This is a genomic window from Litchfieldia alkalitelluris (assembly GCF_002019645.1).
GTDB classification, from domain to species: domain Bacteria; phylum Bacillota; class Bacilli; order Bacillales; family Bacillaceae_L; genus Litchfieldia; species Litchfieldia alkalitelluris.
The window spans coordinates 95148-111116 of record NZ_KV917374.1 but is presented as its reverse complement, the minus strand read 5'-3'; the positions used below and the strand labels follow the sequence as shown (position 1 = coordinate 111116).

17 protein-coding genes and 12 tRNA genes are annotated in these 15969 nt (G+C 37.7%); 28 read left to right on the top strand and 1 reads right to left on the bottom strand.

Annotated features, from left to right (window positions below; all coding sequences use genetic code 11):
- The first annotated feature begins 73 nt into the window (after positions 1-73).
- The 15 genes from acpS (at position 74) to BK579_RS00465 (ending at position 12886) form a co-directional block, all read left to right on the top strand.
- Entirely contained in the window at positions 74-433 is a 360-nt protein-coding gene (acpS, locus tag BK579_RS00535; RefSeq protein ID WP_078543056.1) for a holo-ACP synthase, read from the top strand.
- Between the two features lie 245 nt (positions 434-678).
- Positions 679-1683 (top strand): LolA family protein, encoded by a 1005-nt coding sequence (locus BK579_RS00530; protein ID WP_078543055.1) that lies wholly within the window; start codon positions 679-681, stop codon positions 1681-1683.
- Between the two features lie 134 nt (positions 1684-1817).
- A complete protein-coding gene (gene alr, locus BK579_RS00525) occupies positions 1818-2972 on the top strand; it encodes an alanine racemase (protein ID WP_078543054.1) in 1155 nt (384 codons plus the stop codon).
- Positions 2973-3180: 208 nt separating this feature from the next.
- A complete protein-coding gene (locus BK579_RS00520; protein ID WP_078543053.1) occupies positions 3181-3462 on the top strand; it encodes a CopG family ribbon-helix-helix protein in 282 nt (93 codons plus the stop codon).
- Between the two features lie 4 nt (positions 3463-3466).
- Positions 3467-3817, top strand: a complete 351-nt coding sequence (gene ndoA, locus BK579_RS00515) for a type II toxin-antitoxin system endoribonuclease NdoA (protein WP_078543052.1) — start codon at positions 3467-3469, stop codon at positions 3815-3817.
- A gap of 249 nt (positions 3818-4066) precedes the next feature.
- A complete protein-coding gene (locus tag BK579_RS26210; protein ID WP_235848302.1) occupies positions 4067-5254 on the top strand; it encodes a class I SAM-dependent methyltransferase in 1188 nt (395 codons plus the stop codon).
- Positions 5255-5792: 538 nt separating this feature from the next.
- On the top strand, positions 5793-6632 hold the full coding sequence (locus BK579_RS00505) for an STAS domain-containing protein (protein WP_078543051.1): 840 nt from the start codon (positions 5793-5795) through the stop codon (positions 6630-6632).
- Positions 6629-7018, top strand: coding sequence for an STAS domain-containing protein (locus BK579_RS00500; RefSeq protein ID WP_078543050.1), 390 nt, complete (start codon positions 6629-6631; stop codon positions 7016-7018). The genes BK579_RS00505 and BK579_RS00500 overlap by 4 nt, the downstream gene beginning before the upstream one ends.
- Complete coding sequence (locus BK579_RS00495) at positions 6988-7392, top strand: anti-sigma regulatory factor (protein WP_078543049.1); 405 nt, start codon at positions 6988-6990, stop codon at positions 7390-7392. The genes BK579_RS00500 and BK579_RS00495 overlap by 31 nt, the downstream gene beginning before the upstream one ends.
- 12 nt (positions 7393-7404) lie before the next feature.
- Positions 7405-8415 carry a PP2C family protein-serine/threonine phosphatase gene (locus BK579_RS00490; protein ID WP_078543048.1) on the top strand — a complete coding sequence of 337 codons (1011 nt, stop codon included), beginning with the start codon at positions 7405-7407 and terminating at the stop codon, positions 8413-8415.
- Positions 8416-8470: 55 nt separating this feature from the next.
- Entirely contained in the window at positions 8471-8803 is a 333-nt protein-coding gene (locus tag BK579_RS00485; RefSeq protein ID WP_078543047.1) for an anti-sigma factor antagonist, read from the top strand.
- Entirely contained in the window at positions 8800-9285 is a 486-nt protein-coding gene (gene rsbW, locus BK579_RS00480) for an anti-sigma B factor RsbW (protein ID WP_078543046.1), read from the top strand. Before BK579_RS00485 ends, rsbW begins: the two co-directional genes overlap by 4 nt.
- Entirely contained in the window at positions 9251-10018 is a 768-nt protein-coding gene (gene sigB / locus BK579_RS00475) for an RNA polymerase sigma factor SigB (RefSeq protein WP_078543045.1), read from the top strand. Before rsbW ends, sigB begins: the two co-directional genes overlap by 35 nt.
- 14 nt (positions 10019-10032) lie before the next feature.
- Positions 10033-10623, top strand: coding sequence for a PP2C family serine/threonine-protein phosphatase (locus BK579_RS00470; protein ID WP_078543044.1), 591 nt, complete (start codon positions 10033-10035; stop codon positions 10621-10623).
- A gap of 82 nt (positions 10624-10705) precedes the next feature.
- A complete protein-coding gene (locus tag BK579_RS00465) occupies positions 10706-12886 on the top strand; it encodes a Tex family protein (protein WP_078543043.1) in 2181 nt (726 codons plus the stop codon).
- 17 nt (positions 12887-12903) lie between these two features.
- On the opposite strand, the gene cmpA is transcribed toward BK579_RS00465, so the two are convergent.
- The gene (gene cmpA / locus BK579_RS25160) at positions 12904-13017 is read right to left on the bottom strand and encodes a cortex morphogenetic protein CmpA (RefSeq protein ID WP_139365015.1); all 114 of its coding nucleotides are present in this window, start codon (positions 13015-13017) and stop codon (positions 12904-12906) included.
- Between the two features lie 202 nt (positions 13018-13219).
- Here cmpA and BK579_RS00460 point away from each other — a divergent pair, with 202 nt between their 5' ends.
- From BK579_RS00460 to BK579_RS00400, 13 genes are all read left to right on the top strand, one after another.
- On the top strand, positions 13220-13675 hold the full coding sequence (locus BK579_RS00460) for a SprT family protein (protein WP_139365014.1): 456 nt from the start codon (positions 13220-13222) through the stop codon (positions 13673-13675).
- A gap of 143 nt (positions 13676-13818) precedes the next feature.
- Positions 13819-13893, top strand: a tRNA-Asn gene (locus BK579_RS00455).
- Between the two features lie 3 nt (positions 13894-13896).
- Positions 13897-13987: transfer RNA gene (locus tag BK579_RS00450), tRNA-Ser, on the top strand.
- A 15-nt stretch (positions 13988-14002) separates the two neighbouring features.
- Positions 14003-14074 (top strand) — tRNA-Glu (locus BK579_RS00445).
- A 57-nt stretch (positions 14075-14131) separates the two neighbouring features.
- Positions 14132-14207 (top strand) — tRNA-Val (locus tag BK579_RS00440).
- A 194-nt stretch (positions 14208-14401) separates the two neighbouring features.
- Positions 14402-14477: transfer RNA gene (locus BK579_RS00435), tRNA-Asp, on the top strand.
- Between the two features lie 224 nt (positions 14478-14701).
- Positions 14702-14776, top strand: a tRNA-Gln gene (locus BK579_RS00430).
- 357 nt (positions 14777-15133) lie between these two features.
- A tRNA-Lys gene (locus BK579_RS00425) sits at positions 15134-15209 on the top strand.
- A gap of 22 nt (positions 15210-15231) precedes the next feature.
- A tRNA-Leu gene (locus BK579_RS00420) sits at positions 15232-15312 on the top strand.
- Between the two features lie 8 nt (positions 15313-15320).
- Positions 15321-15407 (top strand) — tRNA-Leu (locus BK579_RS00415).
- A gap of 73 nt (positions 15408-15480) precedes the next feature.
- Positions 15481-15557, top strand: a tRNA-Arg gene (locus BK579_RS00410).
- A gap of 9 nt (positions 15558-15566) precedes the next feature.
- A tRNA-Pro gene (locus BK579_RS00405) sits at positions 15567-15643 on the top strand.
- A gap of 15 nt (positions 15644-15658) precedes the next feature.
- Positions 15659-15732: transfer RNA gene (locus tag BK579_RS00400), tRNA-Gly, on the top strand.
- The last annotated feature ends 237 nt before the right edge of the window (positions 15733-15969 follow it).

Below are 15969 nucleotides of genomic sequence, written 5' to 3'. Positions count from 1 at the left end.
GATTGCATCCATTTTTGAGGTTTGTACATTATATGAAGTTTATTATCTAAATAGAAGGAAGGTTCTACATAATATGATCATCGGAATTGGTATTGATATTGTTGAGCTTCAACGAATTGAAAAAATTGTAATCAGGCAAAAAAAATTTATCGAACGAATTTTAACAGAAAACGAAAGAAACCATTACAACTCGCTTATTGGTCGAAGGCAAATTGAATTTTTAGCAGGAAGATTTGCAGCTAAGGAAGCTTATTCAAAAGCTGTTGGAACGGGGATTGGAAAGGATTTAAGCTTTCTTGATATTGAAGTGACCTCAAATGAAGTAGGGAAACCTTCAATAAAAATAAATGATGGTCGAAACGTCCATTTATCAATATCTCACAGTAAAGAATACGCAGTTGCACAAGTAATTATTGAAAGCTTGTCAAGCTAGTCTGCATATTACTCAACTTTGCCTCATATATTGGTGTCAGAAGGGGAGACAAGGTGTAGTTGATGATGAATGGTTGATAAAAGGCATCGTGATAACGAGGGAGTAGAATAAGCCATGTATAACCAGTATTAATAGAAAATAGGGGGTTCTATTAGGTCGGTATAACACCTTTAAGTGAACTATTCATCATCATACAAACACCTTGACTCTTTAATTCGTTGAAATGATGCAAAGGGGTTGAAGGAATGAAGAAGAAATTATTAATGACAGTATTTGCAATAATCGCGATCATAGCACTTGCGGGATGTGGTCAAAAGTCTCAGGAAGATGTTGTAAAGTCTCTAGGGGAAAAGGTTGAAAGTTTGTCAGGCTATAAAGCAGAAGCAAAAATGACATTGCAAACTGGGAGCGAGCAACAGGTATATGAGGTGGAGATTTGGCACAAAACTCCTGCCTATTACCGAGTGAATCTTAAAAATGCTCAAAAAGATCAAAGTCAAATGATTTTGCGAAATGATGATGGAGTCTTTGTTTTAACACCTGCACTTAATAAAAGCTTCCGATTCCAAAGTGATTGGCCACAAAATAGTAGTCAAGCTTACTTGTATGAGTCTTTAGTTCAGGACATCGAGGGTGATCCTGAGGCGAAATTCACAGCTGAAAAAGACAAATACGTTTTTGAAACGAAAACAAATTATAAAAATAATAAAATGCTTCCAACACAAGAGATTACTTTTAACAAAGATTTAACACCAGCAAGTGTGAAAGTCATGGATCCTGATCGTAATCCGCTACTCATTGTAGAATTTACGAAAACAACATTTAATCCAGAGTTTGATGAAAATGCATTTAACGTAGAGAAAAACATGTCTGGTGCATTGCTTGAGGTTCCAGTAATGGCTGGGGTAGATGAGCCGGTTGCTGTTATGTACCCACAAGTAGAAATTGAAGGCGTGAATTTGGTTGAGGAAAAAGAAATTGAAACTGAAAATGGTAAGAGAATTATCATGACGTTCGGTGGGGAGAAATCCTTCACACTTATTCAAGAAAGAGCGCAAGTGTCTGAAGTAGGTACAACAACTTCTGTAAGTGGTGAGCCTGTTGACTTAGGCTTTACTGTCGGTGCCTTAACAGATCAAGCAGTTTCTTGGTCACATGATGGAGTGGATTTCATGCTTGCATCTGAAGACTTAACACAAGAAGAGTTATTAATGATTGCTCGTTCTGTACAAGGGCAAGCAGTGAAGTAAATAAAAAACGATCAAGTGGCCTATAATCTAGGCCACTTTTTTTGCTTTTGCTTTTCTCATCATTGACAAAAAGGTTGAATAGGGATAATAATCTTACATATATTAATCCGGTATACCATAAGGGAAGTGTTGTAGTGGAGAGAGAGTTTTATCGTGATACATGGGTAGAGATTGACTTAGATGATATTACGGCTAATGTTCAATCAATGATTCGTCACCTTTCTAAGGAGCAGCAAATCATTGCTGTTGTTAAAGCGAATGCCTATGGACACGGAGATGTGCAAGTAGCAAAGGTGGCACTTGAAGCGGGTGCGAGCTGTTTGGCAGTCGCTATTTTAGATGAGGCAATCGCTTTAAGAAATCATGGGATTAAGGCCCCGATATTAGTATTAGGTGCAACCCGCGCAGAAAATATCAATGTCTCTGCAGAAAAAAATATCTCATTAACTGTTTATAGTTCTGATTGGTTAAAGAACGCCAAGCAGTATCTTTCCGCAGATAAAAAAGTTTCAGTTCACTTGAAAATTGATACTGGAATGAGTCGTTTAGGCGTTAGAGATGAGCAGGAATTCCTCGAAATGATGGACATCTTTGAGAAGGAAGAGGTTTTTCAAGTAGAAGGAGTATATACTCACTTTGCGACAGCAGATGAAGTGGACACAACTTATTTTGATCAACAATTCGAGAAATTTACTCAGTTTCTCTCATTACTTCCAAGTCAGCCTACGTATATTCACACCGGAAATAGTGCGACAGGTTTACGTTTTAAGGAAAAAACATTTAATGCTGTGAGAATGGGAATTGCCATGTACGGCTTAACTCCTTCTCCTGATATTCGTCATCTGTTACCATTTCCATTAAAAGAAGCTTTTAGCCTTCATAGTCGTCTAGTTCATGTCAAGATGTTAAAAAAAGGTGATAAAGTTAGCTATGGTGCAACCTATACATCTCCTCAGGACGAGTGGGTTGGAACTGTCCCAATCGGCTATGCTGATGGTTGGATTCGAAAACATCAGGGCGGAGAAGTGTTGGTTGACGGAAAACGTTGCGAAATTATTGGAAGAGTCTGTATGGATCAGTTTATGGTACGTCTGCCAAGTGAATTGCCCGTAGGAACAAAGGTGACACTTATTGGGGAGCAAGGTTCTGAAAAAATTAGCATGGATGAAGTTGCTGCAAGACTTGAAACCATTAATTATGAAATACCGTGTACAATAAATTTTCGTGTGCCTCGTATTTTTTTGGAAAAACAGAGTATAATTGAAGTGAGAAATACAATTCTATTATAGTAGGGCTTCTACCATAGTCATGTGTGTGAATGTGTGAAGAAGATGTATTGTGTACAGTTATCTTAGCAAGTATGTATAAAAAGCACGTAGAGATGTGATAATAGTGTAGAAATACAGGAAAACGCTTTGCATCTCCGATATTTTGGTGGTATTATAAAAGGTGGAATAGAATAATTATGGTGTGTAGTTATGGTGGAGGTGTATGTTTGTGTCTGAATCCAGCGCAACAACAGAGATATTAATTCGTTTACCACAGAATCTAATCAGTGAATTAGACGGACTAGTAAAACAAGAGAACGGGAACCGTAATGAACTAATTTATCAAGCAACAAAAATGTACCTTCGTGAAAGAAAGAAACGTCATATTCGTGAGTCTATGAGACGTGGTTATATGGAAATGGCAAAAATTAATCTAAACATTGCATCGGAGGCTTTTTTAGCAGAGTCCGAAGCAGACCACACCGTAGAACGCTTAGTTAGCGGGGGGTAATCATTTGATTGTTAAACGTGGCGACGTGTATTTTGCTGACCTCTCCCCTGTTGTTGGTTCAGAGCAAGGCGGCGTTCGTCCAGTTCTTGTCATCCAAAACGATATTGGGAATCGGTTTAGTCCCACAGTAATTGTTGCAGCAATAACGGCGCAAATCCAAAAGGCTAAATTGCCTACCCATGTAGAAATTGATGCGGAAAAATATGGCTTTGAGCGTGACTCAGTTATTCTTCTAGAGCAAATTCGAACAATTGATAAGCAACGTCTAACCGACAAAATTACCCATCTAGACGAAGAGATGATGGACAGAGTGGATGAAGCCTTACAAATTAGTTTAGGACTCATCGATTTTTAGGTATTATTTTATAATATATGCTGAAGCTGCCGATGTGGTAGCTTCTTTTATTTTATGAAAAATTTTTATAACTTTGTTGTAAAAAAATATAGTGGCATCTTTTCTTCCGAGATCAACTGTTTTATTTTTAAAAGCGGCAGTTTTCAAATGATAAATGTACTATTAGTAAAATCTTTCAGAAAAGAGCCTTATTTTTCCTAATCAGGATATGATAAAAGTAAGTTTAGAAAAAAATGGAGGATTCTAGGGTTGAATCAAAAATCTTTTAGAGAAGTTGTGCAAAAGTATACAAATGAACTTGAGCGGTCAACTATTCCTTATCAGTTCATAGAAGAAACAGCCTTAATTTTACAAGGCGTGTCGATTGAGCATGAAAATCAACTTATCATTTTGATACAGTGGGATTTGCTTGAAAGTGTTTATGAGAAGTATGAGGCTTATTCACCGTCAGAGATCAAAAAGGATCAATTTGCAGCAAGTTTTACTTTTTATGACGATAACTACCACATTCAATTTCGTTGCGTTTTTAATACTACTGTTAAAACAGACCCATATCGTATAAAAGTGGATGTGGGGGGAACAGAAGTATGGTGTAAATCACTATATGCATATATTTATGATGATCGTTATTATTTCAGTAAAACTCGTATCGAGGAATTTTTACTAGAAAAGCAACACGATATGACTAGTAGTAACGAACAAGCATGGAACCAAAATAATTTTCAGGCGCTGATTCAGCGATTTGGTGAACCAGAACATGCTGCTGATAAAATCAAACAAAACCCTGATTGGCGGTTACACCCGTACCGGAAATATTTAGGGGATTTGTCCTCGAAACGGGTCATTCATCTACTTGGTTCTAATGGAGTCAAAGGTGTAGCTATGGCATTGCTGGGAGCAGACGTGACGATTGTTGATTTCTCGAAGGAAAATCAAAAATATGCAAAAGAAGTGGCAAAAGCAGCAGATTCTCGGTTGAACTATATTCTGTCAGATGCCTTATCTTTGCCTATGTATAATGTTGGTGAATTTGACATTGTATTAATGGAATTGGGAGTTTTACACTATTTTGTAGACCTCAAATCGTTGGCGGTGTTAATCCGAGATTTATTAAACGAGAATGGTAAGTTTATCTTGCATGAGTTCCATCCAATTTCTACCAAACTAATAACATCCAGTGGAAAAAAACATAAGGTAACAGGAAACTACTTTGACCCATCTATCAAAACATTGGATGTTGCTTTTACAAAACATATGCCTGAAGAGAATAAGCAGGATTTAGCCAAGGTTTATCAACGGCAGTGGACGATAGGAGAAGTGGTGACAATTCTCGCTGATGCGGGACTTTTTATAGAGGTACTAGAAGAGGAGCCAAATCATAAGGTTCATGATATGGGTCTCCCGAAGACTTATACAATGGTTTTATCGAGACGATAAGAGAAAAAGGCTGAGTAATTCAGCCTTTTTTTATTAGAAAGTATCAAAATTTGAACTTATAGTTATAGGGGGAAAAATTCCCGCTATTGAGTCTAGTGGGGGCTTAAGAAGCAGATATAAGGGGAGAAATTCCCGTTAACTACACTAATATATAGCTAAATCTATAGATTAGGTTCCTATAAGTGGAAAAAATCCCGTTATTTTTAGGGATATGTTGATATTTCCTGAATTAAGCGTAATTTTTCCGTTTAAATTCAACCACATGAAATCAACACAACCATTTAATGAGAAAACATAGGTAACTCCTAGAGTGATAGCTGGTCCATACCATTAGTTTTTAGATCTATATGGATTCCTTTGTATAATAAAGGAATAAAAGGCATGGAATAAACTTTCGGATATTCACTAAATCAATAAAGGAGAGGTCTTTGCGCGGTTTTTCTTATGTTGGCGAGAAGTCTCATTAATGCAAGATATTTGAAGAATATGTCGATGAATGAAATAATAGGAGAGTGACTAACTTTTTAAGGGGGAGACGATGAATAACTATATCTTACATTTTTTAGACCAGAATAAATCCGTAATTATCGAAGAATGGATTAAGGAAATCAAACTAGTAGGAAAACACAAACAATTAGATAGTGGTTCGAACGGTGAAATGTTCGTATCTACAAGTAAGGAATTCATTGAAATCATTCTTGATAATTTAAATAAAGATAGAGAAGGTTTTTCAACGAAGTTAACCGATTTTTCGAATAAGGTCATTCGAATGGGTTGGCCGTTAACCTATGTAATTGAAGGGCTACAGGCATTTCGTAGCGTGATTTTAAAGCGTGCATTTGAAGAAAAGAATGATGAAAAGGATTATTTACTTGTACTTAACGAAGTAGATTTATGGATTAATCCGATTATTAGTCAAATGATTTCCCTATATTCAGGCAACTGGGAACAAACAGTTACCTTACAAAAAGTAGCACTTCAGGAATTATCTGCACCACTTATTCCAATCTTTGAAAATATTACAATTATGCCTTTGGTTGGTACCATTGATACTGAGAGAGCAAGACAAATTATGGAGAACCTTCTTCAAGGTGTTGTGAAGCATCGCTCGGAGGTTGTATTAATCGATATAACAGGAGTCCCTGTGGTAGACACAATGGTTGCACATCATATCATCCAAGCAGCCGAGGCGGTTAGACTTGTCGGAGCCAAGTGTTTATTAGTAGGAATCCGACCTGAAATTGCACAAACAATCGTGAATCTCGGAATTAATTTAGATCAATTTATTACAAAGAATACGTTGAAAAAAGGAATAGAAACTGCCTTGGAAATGACCAATCGAAAAATAGTGAGTCTATCAACGGAGGGGTTAAGTTGAGAATTCCGATAATGAAGCTTTATCAATATCTGATTGTTTCGATTCAGTGGGAACTTGATGATCAAACAGCTTTACAGTTTCAGGAAGATTTATTAAATAAACTCCATGAAACAGGTGCCCATGGCGTTGTGATAGATCTCACTTCCATTGATTTTATCGATTCTTTTATTGCAAAGGTTTTGGGTGATGTCATTAAAATGGCTAACCTAATGGGAGCGAAGGTTGTCATCACTGGAATCCAGCCTGCTGTTGCAATTACTCTTGTTGAATTAGGGGTTCGTCTGGATGATGTATTAACAGCCCTTGATTTAGAAAGAGGGATAAAAAATTTGCAAATTGAATTGGGGGAAAATCCATGGCAATCCAGCAGCCCTGTGTCAGGATAACGACCGAATGGGATATTGTTGCAGCTAGACAACATGGTCGAAATGCAGCAAAGGATCTTGGATTTAGCACAGTCGATCAAGCTAGAATAACAACTGCTATTTCTGAGTTAGCTAGAAATATCTATTTATATGCGGGGACTGGTGAGATTACCATAAACAAGGTTGCCAAGTCTGGAAAAGTGGGAATTGAGATCAAATCAATTGATAATGGTCCTGGGATCTCTGACATAAGGCAGGTTATGCAGGATGGTTTTTCAACTTCTGGTGGTTTGGGAGCAGGATTACCAGGGGTAAAACGGTTGATGGACGAGTTTCTTATTGACTCTACTCCTGGTAAAGGGACCACTGTTGAGAGTATTAAATGGTTGCGATAGGGAGGGGCTATGATGGAGTTTCGTGAGGGAATGGAGAAGAGGTATAGTCAGATTCTTTCAAATTATTTAACGGAACGTGATGAACAAGCGTTATACCAAGGTCAGAAGTTTAGTAGAAAAGCGATAGAACAAGTTATTCCTCCCGAGGAGATAGTGAATCTTCATCGTAAAACATTAAAAAAATTAATTCCTGATTTACCACAGGAGGTTGTTCTTTCACTAGATTTTTTATTAGAAGTAATGATGGGATATGGACTAGCATATCAAGAGCATCAAAGCTTGCGATTTCAACAGGAAGAATTGAAAACTGAAATCGAAGTTGCGGCCGGAGTTCAACAAACATTACTTGAAACGACCATTCCTTCAATCAGTTCATTAGATGTTGGAGCAATAAGTATTCCGTCAAAGCAAATGAATGGTGATTATATTAATTTTGTTTCTGACGACCAGGCTACCTTGAGTGTCGCGATAGCGGATGTGATTGGAAAAGGAATCCCTGCTGCATTGTGTATGTCGATGATCAAATATGCCATGGATAGTCTTCCGAATATGAGATTAACTCCAAGTGAAGTACTGAAAAACTTGAATCGAGTGGTAGAGCAAAATTTTGATATGGGCATGTTTATTACGATGCTATATGGTATTTATCATACAGATAGTCACATGTTTACATATAGCTCTGCTGGGCATGAACCTGGATTTATCTATCGAAAGAGCGATGATACCTTTTCGACTATGGAAACCAAAGGCTTAGTCTTAGGGGTAGATAAATCAACTGAATATAAACAATATCAAATCAGCTTAAACGAAGGAGATATGATTATTCTCCTCTCAGACGGTGTGACTGAAGGGCGAATTTGTGGCGAGTTTATCGAAAGAGAACAAATCACCAATTATATACGACAATACATTCATTTGCCTGCTCAAGAAATTGTAGAAAATGTATATAAAGAGTTATTGAAACTACAGGATTTTGAATTAAAGGATGATTTTACATTTATTTTATTAAAAAGATGTGTTTAAGCAATGGCTATTCAGGGTAAATGGACATTACAAAACATATTTAGAGGTGAAAAGAATGAACATTCAAATAGATATACGTGAAATTAGTGAAGGTCATTATGTTACTATACATGGTGAAATTGATGTTTATACAGCGCCACAGGTGAAAGAAAAATTACTACCTATCTCTGAAATAGAAAATAGTCATTTGATCGTGGATTTAAGTGACGTTTCATACTTGGATAGTACAGGGTTAGGTATTTTTATAGGGGCCTTTAAAAACATCAAGAAACATAATGGAGAATTTAAATTAGTAGGTCTTTCCGAACGACTGGAACGATTATTTTCAATAACGGGCTTATCAGGCATTATGGATATAGATCGTAAGTTAGAAGGTGGAGTGAAATGAACCAACAATTTGATTATATTGAAATGAAGGTACCCGCAAAGCCTGAATATGTAGGGGTTGTTCGTTTAACATTATCTGGAGTCGCAAGTAGGATGGGATTTTCATATGAATCAATTGAGGATATTAAGGTCGCAACTGGTGAAGCTTGTACAAATGCTGTCCAACATGCCTATCGAAAGAATGAGGGTGGCGAAATTACGATCGGATATGGAATTTATAAAAATCGATTAGAAGTAATGATTGCAGATAATGGAATGAGTTTTGATTTTGAAAAGATGAAAGAAGAAATCGGACCACATACCATTGAAGACTCAGTCGAAAAGTTACCTGAGGGTGGTTTAGGTCTATATATCATAGACTCGCTAATGGATAAAGTTAGAGTCCATCATAATTACGGTGTGACTGTGTTTATGACAAAGTACTTACAGGGGAAGCAGGTGGAGAAAAATGAATCGCGAATCTCAACCTATAGCAGAAAATAAATCAGAAACGTACCAATTAATCACACAATTTCAAGAATGTGATGATAAACTGGCCGAGAAGAAGTTGGTTGAAAAATACACAAAGCTCGTCGAGTCTCTAGCGCGTAAATACTCGAAGGGAAGAGATTTTCACGAAGATATTGTACAAGTCGGGCTACTTGGTTTATTAGGAGCCATCCGCCGCTTTGATTCTTCGTTTGGAAGGACATTTGAATCGTTTGCTGTGCCAACGATTATTGGTGAAATTAAAAGGTTTCTTCGAGATAAAACATGGAGTGTTCATGTTCCAAGAAGAATTAAAGAGTTAGGACCTAAAATAAAAAATACGGTGGACGAGCTTACTATTCAACTGCAGAGGTCTCCTAAGATTGAAGAAATTGCAGATTATATTGATGTTTCTGAGGAGGAAGTATTAGAAGCGATGGAGATGGGACGAGGCTATAACGCTCTCTCAGTCGACCATACAATTGATGCTGATTCTGAAGGTGGTACGGTAACATTACACGATATCGTCGGGGAAGAGGACGTTGGGTTTGACCAAGTACATCAAAGAATTTCTGTCGAAGAAAGCTTACATGTATTAAATGAGCGTGAAAAAAAGATCATCAACCTTACCTACTTAAAAAATTTAAGTCAAAAAGATACAGGCGATTTACTCGGGATTTCTCAAATGCATGTTTCAAGACTGCAAAGAAAAGCATTAGAAAAACTCAGACAAGAAATAAATGTTTAGTTCGGAGTGTTAAGATGAATGAAACTGAGAAAATACAAGTGAGCGGATATCAGGTACCTAAGAAAAATCAGGCAGTATGTGGAGATCAGTACTTTTATACTCATACACAAGACTATTTTGTTTGTGCTATGGCTGATGGGTTAGGTAGTGGAGAAGCTGCTTTTGAAGCTTCTTCAGCTGTAGTTAATGTAGTCAAAAGCTATCATTCTGAGGATGTTCATTCAATTATACAGCGGTGTAACCTAGCCCTAAAGTCCAAACGTGGTGCAGCTGTCGCTATTTTTAAAATATATTTTAAAAGCCAGGAACTAGTTTATAGTTGTGTAGGGAATATTAATTTTTACCTATACTCACCCTCATCTAAATTAATTTATCCTCTACCCGTTATGGGATATTTATCAGGAAAACCCCAAGTTTTTAATACCCAAAGATTCTCATATCAATCAAACTCAACCTTCCTCTTCCATTCCGATGGGGTAAAGCTTCGAGCGATCAAAGGATTGTTAAGTACTGTAGAAAGCTTAGAAGAAATGCATATAAGATTAAGGGAGTATGAAGACAATAGAGATGATGACTTTACCTTTATTGGTGGATTTATTCACTAAATAAATTTCCTTCAAACATGTAATCTATAGAAGAATTTGTTAAGATAATAGATAGTGTTTAAGATGTTTTTTATAGGAGGAAATGAATTTGGTACAAGCAATTGAAAAAGATGAACACCTAATTAAAACAATAGCGCTAGAACTAGCGATTAATAAAAAACAAGTATCCAATGTCATCTCTCTTCTTGAAGAAGGAAATACAGTACCCTTTATTGCAAGGTATCGTAAGGAAGTCACTGGTTCATTAGATGAAGTGCAAATTCGTGATGTCCAAGATAAATGGCAGTATATGCAAAACCTTGAAACACGTAAAGAAGAAGTTATTCGGTTGATTTCCGAGCAAGGCAAGCTGACTGATGAGTTAAAAGGAAATATTGAAAAAGCTACAAAGCTTCAACAAGTGGAAGATCTTTATCGTCCTTACAAACAAAAACGACGAACTAAAGCTACCGTTGCAAAGGAAAAGGGGCTTGAACCACTTGCTGAATGGTTTTATTCTTTTCCGAAGAATGTTGATGTAAATGAGTATTCATCACAGTTTTTATCGGAAGAAAAAGATGTCTTAATAGTTGAAGATGCGATTCAAGGGGCAAAGGATATTATTGCCGAATGGATTGCAGATGAGCCTTCCTTCCGTCAACATATCCGCCAAGAGACATTTTCTAAAGGAAGTATTGAATCCAGTCTTAAGGATCAGGAAAAAGATGAGAAGAATGTGTTTGAAATGTATTATGACTATAAAGAGCCTATTCATAAAATTGTGCCGCACCGCGTACTTGCTTTAAATCGTGGTGAAAAAGAGGAAATTCTTAAAGTATCTCTTGTGGCACCTGTAGATCGAATACTGAGTTATTTACATAAAAAAGTCATTAAAATTGAACATTCTCCTGTTACACCATATATCATAGAGGTGCTTGAAGATAGCTACAAGAGACTTATTGAGCCTTCTGTAGAGCGGGAAATTCGAAAAGAGTTAACAGAGAAGGCTGAAGACCGTGCGATTCATATTTTCTCTGAGAATTTACGCAATTTATTATTACAACCTCCTTTAAAAGGAAAAATGGTACTAGGAGTTGACCCGGCTTACCGAACAGGCTGTAAATTAGCAGTTGTTGATGAAATAGGAAAAGTACTGAAAATCGATGTGATATATCCACATCCACCTGTTAATAAAAGAGCGGAAGCTAAAGACAAATTCCTAAAAGTATTTAATGAATTTGATGTTGAAATGATTGCCATTGGTAACGGTACTGCTTCAAGAGAGACAGAACAATTTGTTGCTGATATTTTAAAAGAAGTAGAAAAGGAAATTTATTACTTAATTGTCAACGAAGCTGGAGCAAGTGTATATTCTGCTTCAGATATTGCAAGAGAGGAATTTCCGAATTTACAAGTAGAGGAGCGAAGTGCTGTCTCTATTTCACGGAGATTACAAGATCCACTAGCGGAGTTAGTTAAAATAGACCCTAAATCTGTAGGTGTAGGTCAATACCAACATGATGTTTCGCAAAAGAAGTTGAACGACTCATTAACCTTTGTCGTTGAAACGGTTGTTAATAAAGTGGGAGTGAATGTTAATACAGCTTCTTCATCTCTTTTGCAATATGTAGCGGGTCTATCTAAAGCAGTCGCTAATAATATTGTCAAACAGAGAGAAGAAAAAGGGAAGTTCACCAATCGAAAAGAATTGAAGAAAATCCCGAGACTCGGAGCTAAGACATACGAGCAATGTATCGGTTTCTTAAGAATCGTAGATGGTGATGAGCCGCTGGACCGTACGGGTATTCACCCTGAGAGCTATAGTGAAGTAAAGCGTTTATTAAAACAAATAAATGCAACAACTGAAGATTTAGGTAGTGAAAAGTTGAGACAAGCTATTGCAGATCTATCGGTAGAAGTTATGGCTAGCGAATTAAACATCGGTGAGATCACTTTAAAAGACATTACAGAAGCACTAGTGAGTCCAGAAAGAGATCCTCGAGATGAGTTATCCAAACCATTATTGAAAAAGGATATCTTAAAGCTAGAAGATCTACAAAAAGGTATGGAGCTAGAAGGAACTGTACGTAATGTTGTTGATTTTGGTGCATTCGTGGATATCGGAGTAAAACAAGATGGTCTCGTGCATATTTCGAAGTTGAAAAAAGGATTTGTTAAACATCCTCTAGAAGTTGTAGCTGTAGGAGATGTTGTGAAAGTTTGGATTGAAGATGTTGATGCGAAAAAAGGCCGAGTGGCACTATCAATGCTTCAACCTGAATAACAAAAAGAAACACTGCTTTAAGAGCAGTGTTTCTTTCTATAAAAGTACCAACATTGATTAAGTAATTTGATTTGGTACATATTCTTTTCATAGTAGGCACGTTTCATTTGACTCTTGAGCCATGAGGGCATGTATCATACCTCCTTTTAGATAAAATGGGTATGTTTATTTAGTAGTCTATGCGCAATAAGGATGTCCTGTTCGTTTATTTTTTTAGGCTATAATATAAGTTTGTTCATTATCTTGCTTTTTTATAAAACACGATCTTTATGGGATTTTGATTTTGCATTTTCGCACCTTATTTCTCAGAATTGTATAAGGAGGAAACACACGTTGAACGTGAATGATTTACAAAAGTTTGTAGAGGCTATATCAATTGAATATTTTGGAAAGCCATTTAAACATCACGCAAGATTCAACAGTAGACTACAAACTACTGGTGGCAGATATCTTCTCAAAAGTCACGATATTGAATTAAACCCGAAATATTATATAGAACGTGGTGAAGAAGAGTTAGTAGGCATTATTAAACATGAGCTATGTCATTATCATTTACATATAGAAGGTAAAGGGTATCAACATAGAGATAAGGATTTTAGAGATTTGCTAAAAAAAGTGGACGCGCCTCGATTCTGCAAACCATTGGATTCAGTTAAGAAACGGAAAGTAATGACCCAACATCTTTATGAATGCAATGCATGTCAGCAAAGATACGTAAGAAAGAGAAAAGTAGATACAAATAGGTATGTGTGCGGAAAATGCTCAGGTAAATTAATCCATTTAAAATAAGGGTTGACTCTTATGTTGAAGATATGTTAAATTGTATAAGCCGTCGTAACACGGCAACGAAGTTTTGCTTAAAAACAAAGAGTCTTGACAATCCTTATTAGTCTTTTTATAATAAAAAGAGTCTTAAGGAAGACAAGCATTATTCCACAGTAGCTCAGTGGTAGAGCTATCGGCTGTTAACCGATCGGTCGCAGGTTCGAGTCCTGCCTGTGGAGCCATATGGGGAAGTACTCAAGTGGCTGAAGAGGCGCCCCTGCTAAGGGTGTAGGTCGCGTAAGCGGCGCGAGGGTTCAAATCCCTCCTTCTCCGCCATATCTTTTTGAAGTTGGCCCGTTGGTCAAGCGGTTAAGACACCGCCCTTTCACGGCGGTAACACGGGTTCGAATCCCGTACGGGTCATTGTGATAGATGGGAAGTGAGAGTTATTATCTCGCCTCCCATTTCTATTCTATTTTTGGAGGATTAGCTCAGCTGGGAGAGCACCTGCCTTACAAGCAGGGGGTCGGCGGTTCGATCCCGTCATCCTCCACCATAAAAAAATCTAAGAACTTTTTTGAAGAGAAGTAACAGTTATTATATTTATTAGGTCCCGTGGTGTAGCGACGAGCGAAACATCGTCGAATAAGCTTCGAGTTGTTCCGACGCATCTAGCTTCTAAGAATTTGCTGGAAGAGGAAGGAACAGTCCGCAAGCAAAGTGCATGGGTAAGGTTATTTAATTTATTAAGGTCCCGTGGTGTAGCGGTTAACATGCCTGCCTGTCACGCAGGAGATCGCCGGTTCGATCCCGGTCGGGACCGCCATTAATCTTCAATAATCACTAAAATTAATTTAAATTCCTAGTTTCTCTTGTAAGACAGAAGACATACTATGTTTAACGCTTTTGATTTATGTTATATAGATTTCAATAGTACCAAGTATGTCGACGACATTTCGTGATATTTCCTTCTGAAATATCCCAAAATATCCTCTTGCGGAGTGAATTCATGGAGTTAAATCGAAGAAGTGGTTCATGAAGTTTATTCAATGGGCTATAGCCAAGCGGTAAGGCAACGGACTTTGACTCCGTCATGCGTTGGTTCAAATCCAGCTAGCCCAGCCATTTTCTTTTTATTTTTGAGCCATTAGCTCAGTCGGTAGAGCACGTCTGAATAAGCTTCTCCGAGAAACTTCAGCGTACCACTCGAGCCACTACTTGAATAAACTTCCTGAGAGTGGGACGACAATAGATGCTCTTTCTAAGACATCATTTAAAACCGAGTGTTTATTCAAAATAACTTCTTATTTTGAGCCATTAGCTCAGTCGGTAGAGCACGTTTGAATAAGCTTCTCCGAGAAACTTCAGCGTACCACTCGAGCCACTACTTGAATAGACTTCCTGAGAGTGGGACGACAATAGATGCTCTTTCTAAGACATCATTTAAAACCGAGTGTTTATTCAAAATAACTTTCTTATTTTGAGCCATTAGCTCAGTCGGTAGAGCATCTGACTTTTAATCAGAGGGTCGAAGGTTCGAGTCCTTCATGGCTCACCATTTTCTTGATTTAGCATAATATGCGGGTGTGGCGGAATTGGCAGACGCGCTAGACTTAGGATCTAGTGTCTTTGACGTGGGGGTTCGAGTCCCTTCACCCGCACTTCATTCGCGGTCGTGGCGGAATGGCAGACGCGCTAGGTTGAGGGCCTAGTGGGAGTTGATCCCGTGGAAGTTCGAGTCTTCTCGACCGCACCAAAAAGTTTTTGAAAATGTTGTTGACTTTTAGAATCATAGTTGTTATGATAGAAAAGTCGCTAATTTAAGTAATGCGCCCGTAGCTCAATTGGATAGAGCGTCTGACTACGGATCAGAAGGTTATGGGTTCGACTCCTTTCGGGCGCGCCATTTAATTTGCGGGAAGTAGCTCAGCTTGGTAGAGCACTTGGTTTGGGACCAAGGGGTCGCAGGTTCGAATCCTGTCTTCCCGACCAGTAGAAATTTCATATGCGGGTGTAGTTTAATGGTAAAACCTCAGCCTTCCAAGCTGATGTCGTGAGTTCGATTCTCATCACCCGCTCCAATTAAGTTCTTTGAAAACTGAACACAATAAACAAGCGTCAACGTTTAATCTAGTTTTAAATTTTTATTTGAGCAATCAAATATCTCTTATTGGAGAGTTTGATCCTGGCTCAGGATGAACGCTGGCGGCGTGCCTAATACATGCAAGTCGAGCGGATTAAAGGAAGCTTGCTTCCTTTAATTAGCGGCGGACGGGTGAGTAACACGTGGGCGATCTGCGTGTATTCGTATATCGGCG

Coding starts and splice junctions, on each gene's coding strand:
- rsbW (WP_078543046.1), top strand. CDS start 8,800: ATGAACCAACAATTTGATTATATTGAAATGAAGGTACCCGCAAAGCCT.
- BK579_RS00465 (WP_078543043.1), top strand. CDS start 10,706: ATGAATTTGGTACAAGCAATTGAAAAAGATGAACACCTAATTAAAACA.
- BK579_RS00485 (WP_078543047.1), top strand. CDS start 8,471: ATGAACATTCAAATAGATATACGTGAAATTAGTGAAGGTCATTATGTT.
- BK579_RS00530 (WP_078543055.1), top strand. CDS start 679: ATGAAGAAGAAATTATTAATGACAGTATTTGCAATAATCGCGATCATA.
- BK579_RS00470 (WP_078543044.1), top strand. CDS start 10,033: ATGAATGAAACTGAGAAAATACAAGTGAGCGGATATCAGGTACCTAAG.
- acpS (WP_078543056.1), top strand. CDS start 74: ATGATCATCGGAATTGGTATTGATATTGTTGAGCTTCAACGAATTGAA.
- sigB (WP_078543045.1), top strand. CDS start 9,251: ATGAATCGCGAATCTCAACCTATAGCAGAAAATAAATCAGAAACGTAC.
- BK579_RS00505 (WP_078543051.1), top strand. CDS start 5,793: ATGAATAACTATATCTTACATTTTTTAGACCAGAATAAATCCGTAATT.
- BK579_RS00490 (WP_078543048.1), top strand. CDS start 7,405: ATGGAGTTTCGTGAGGGAATGGAGAAGAGGTATAGTCAGATTCTTTCA.
- cmpA (WP_139365015.1), bottom strand. CDS start 13,017: ATGCCCTCATGGCTCAAGAGTCAAATGAAACGTGCCTACTATGAAAAG.
- BK579_RS00495 (WP_078543049.1), top strand. CDS start 6,988: ATGGCAATCCAGCAGCCCTGTGTCAGGATAACGACCGAATGGGATATT.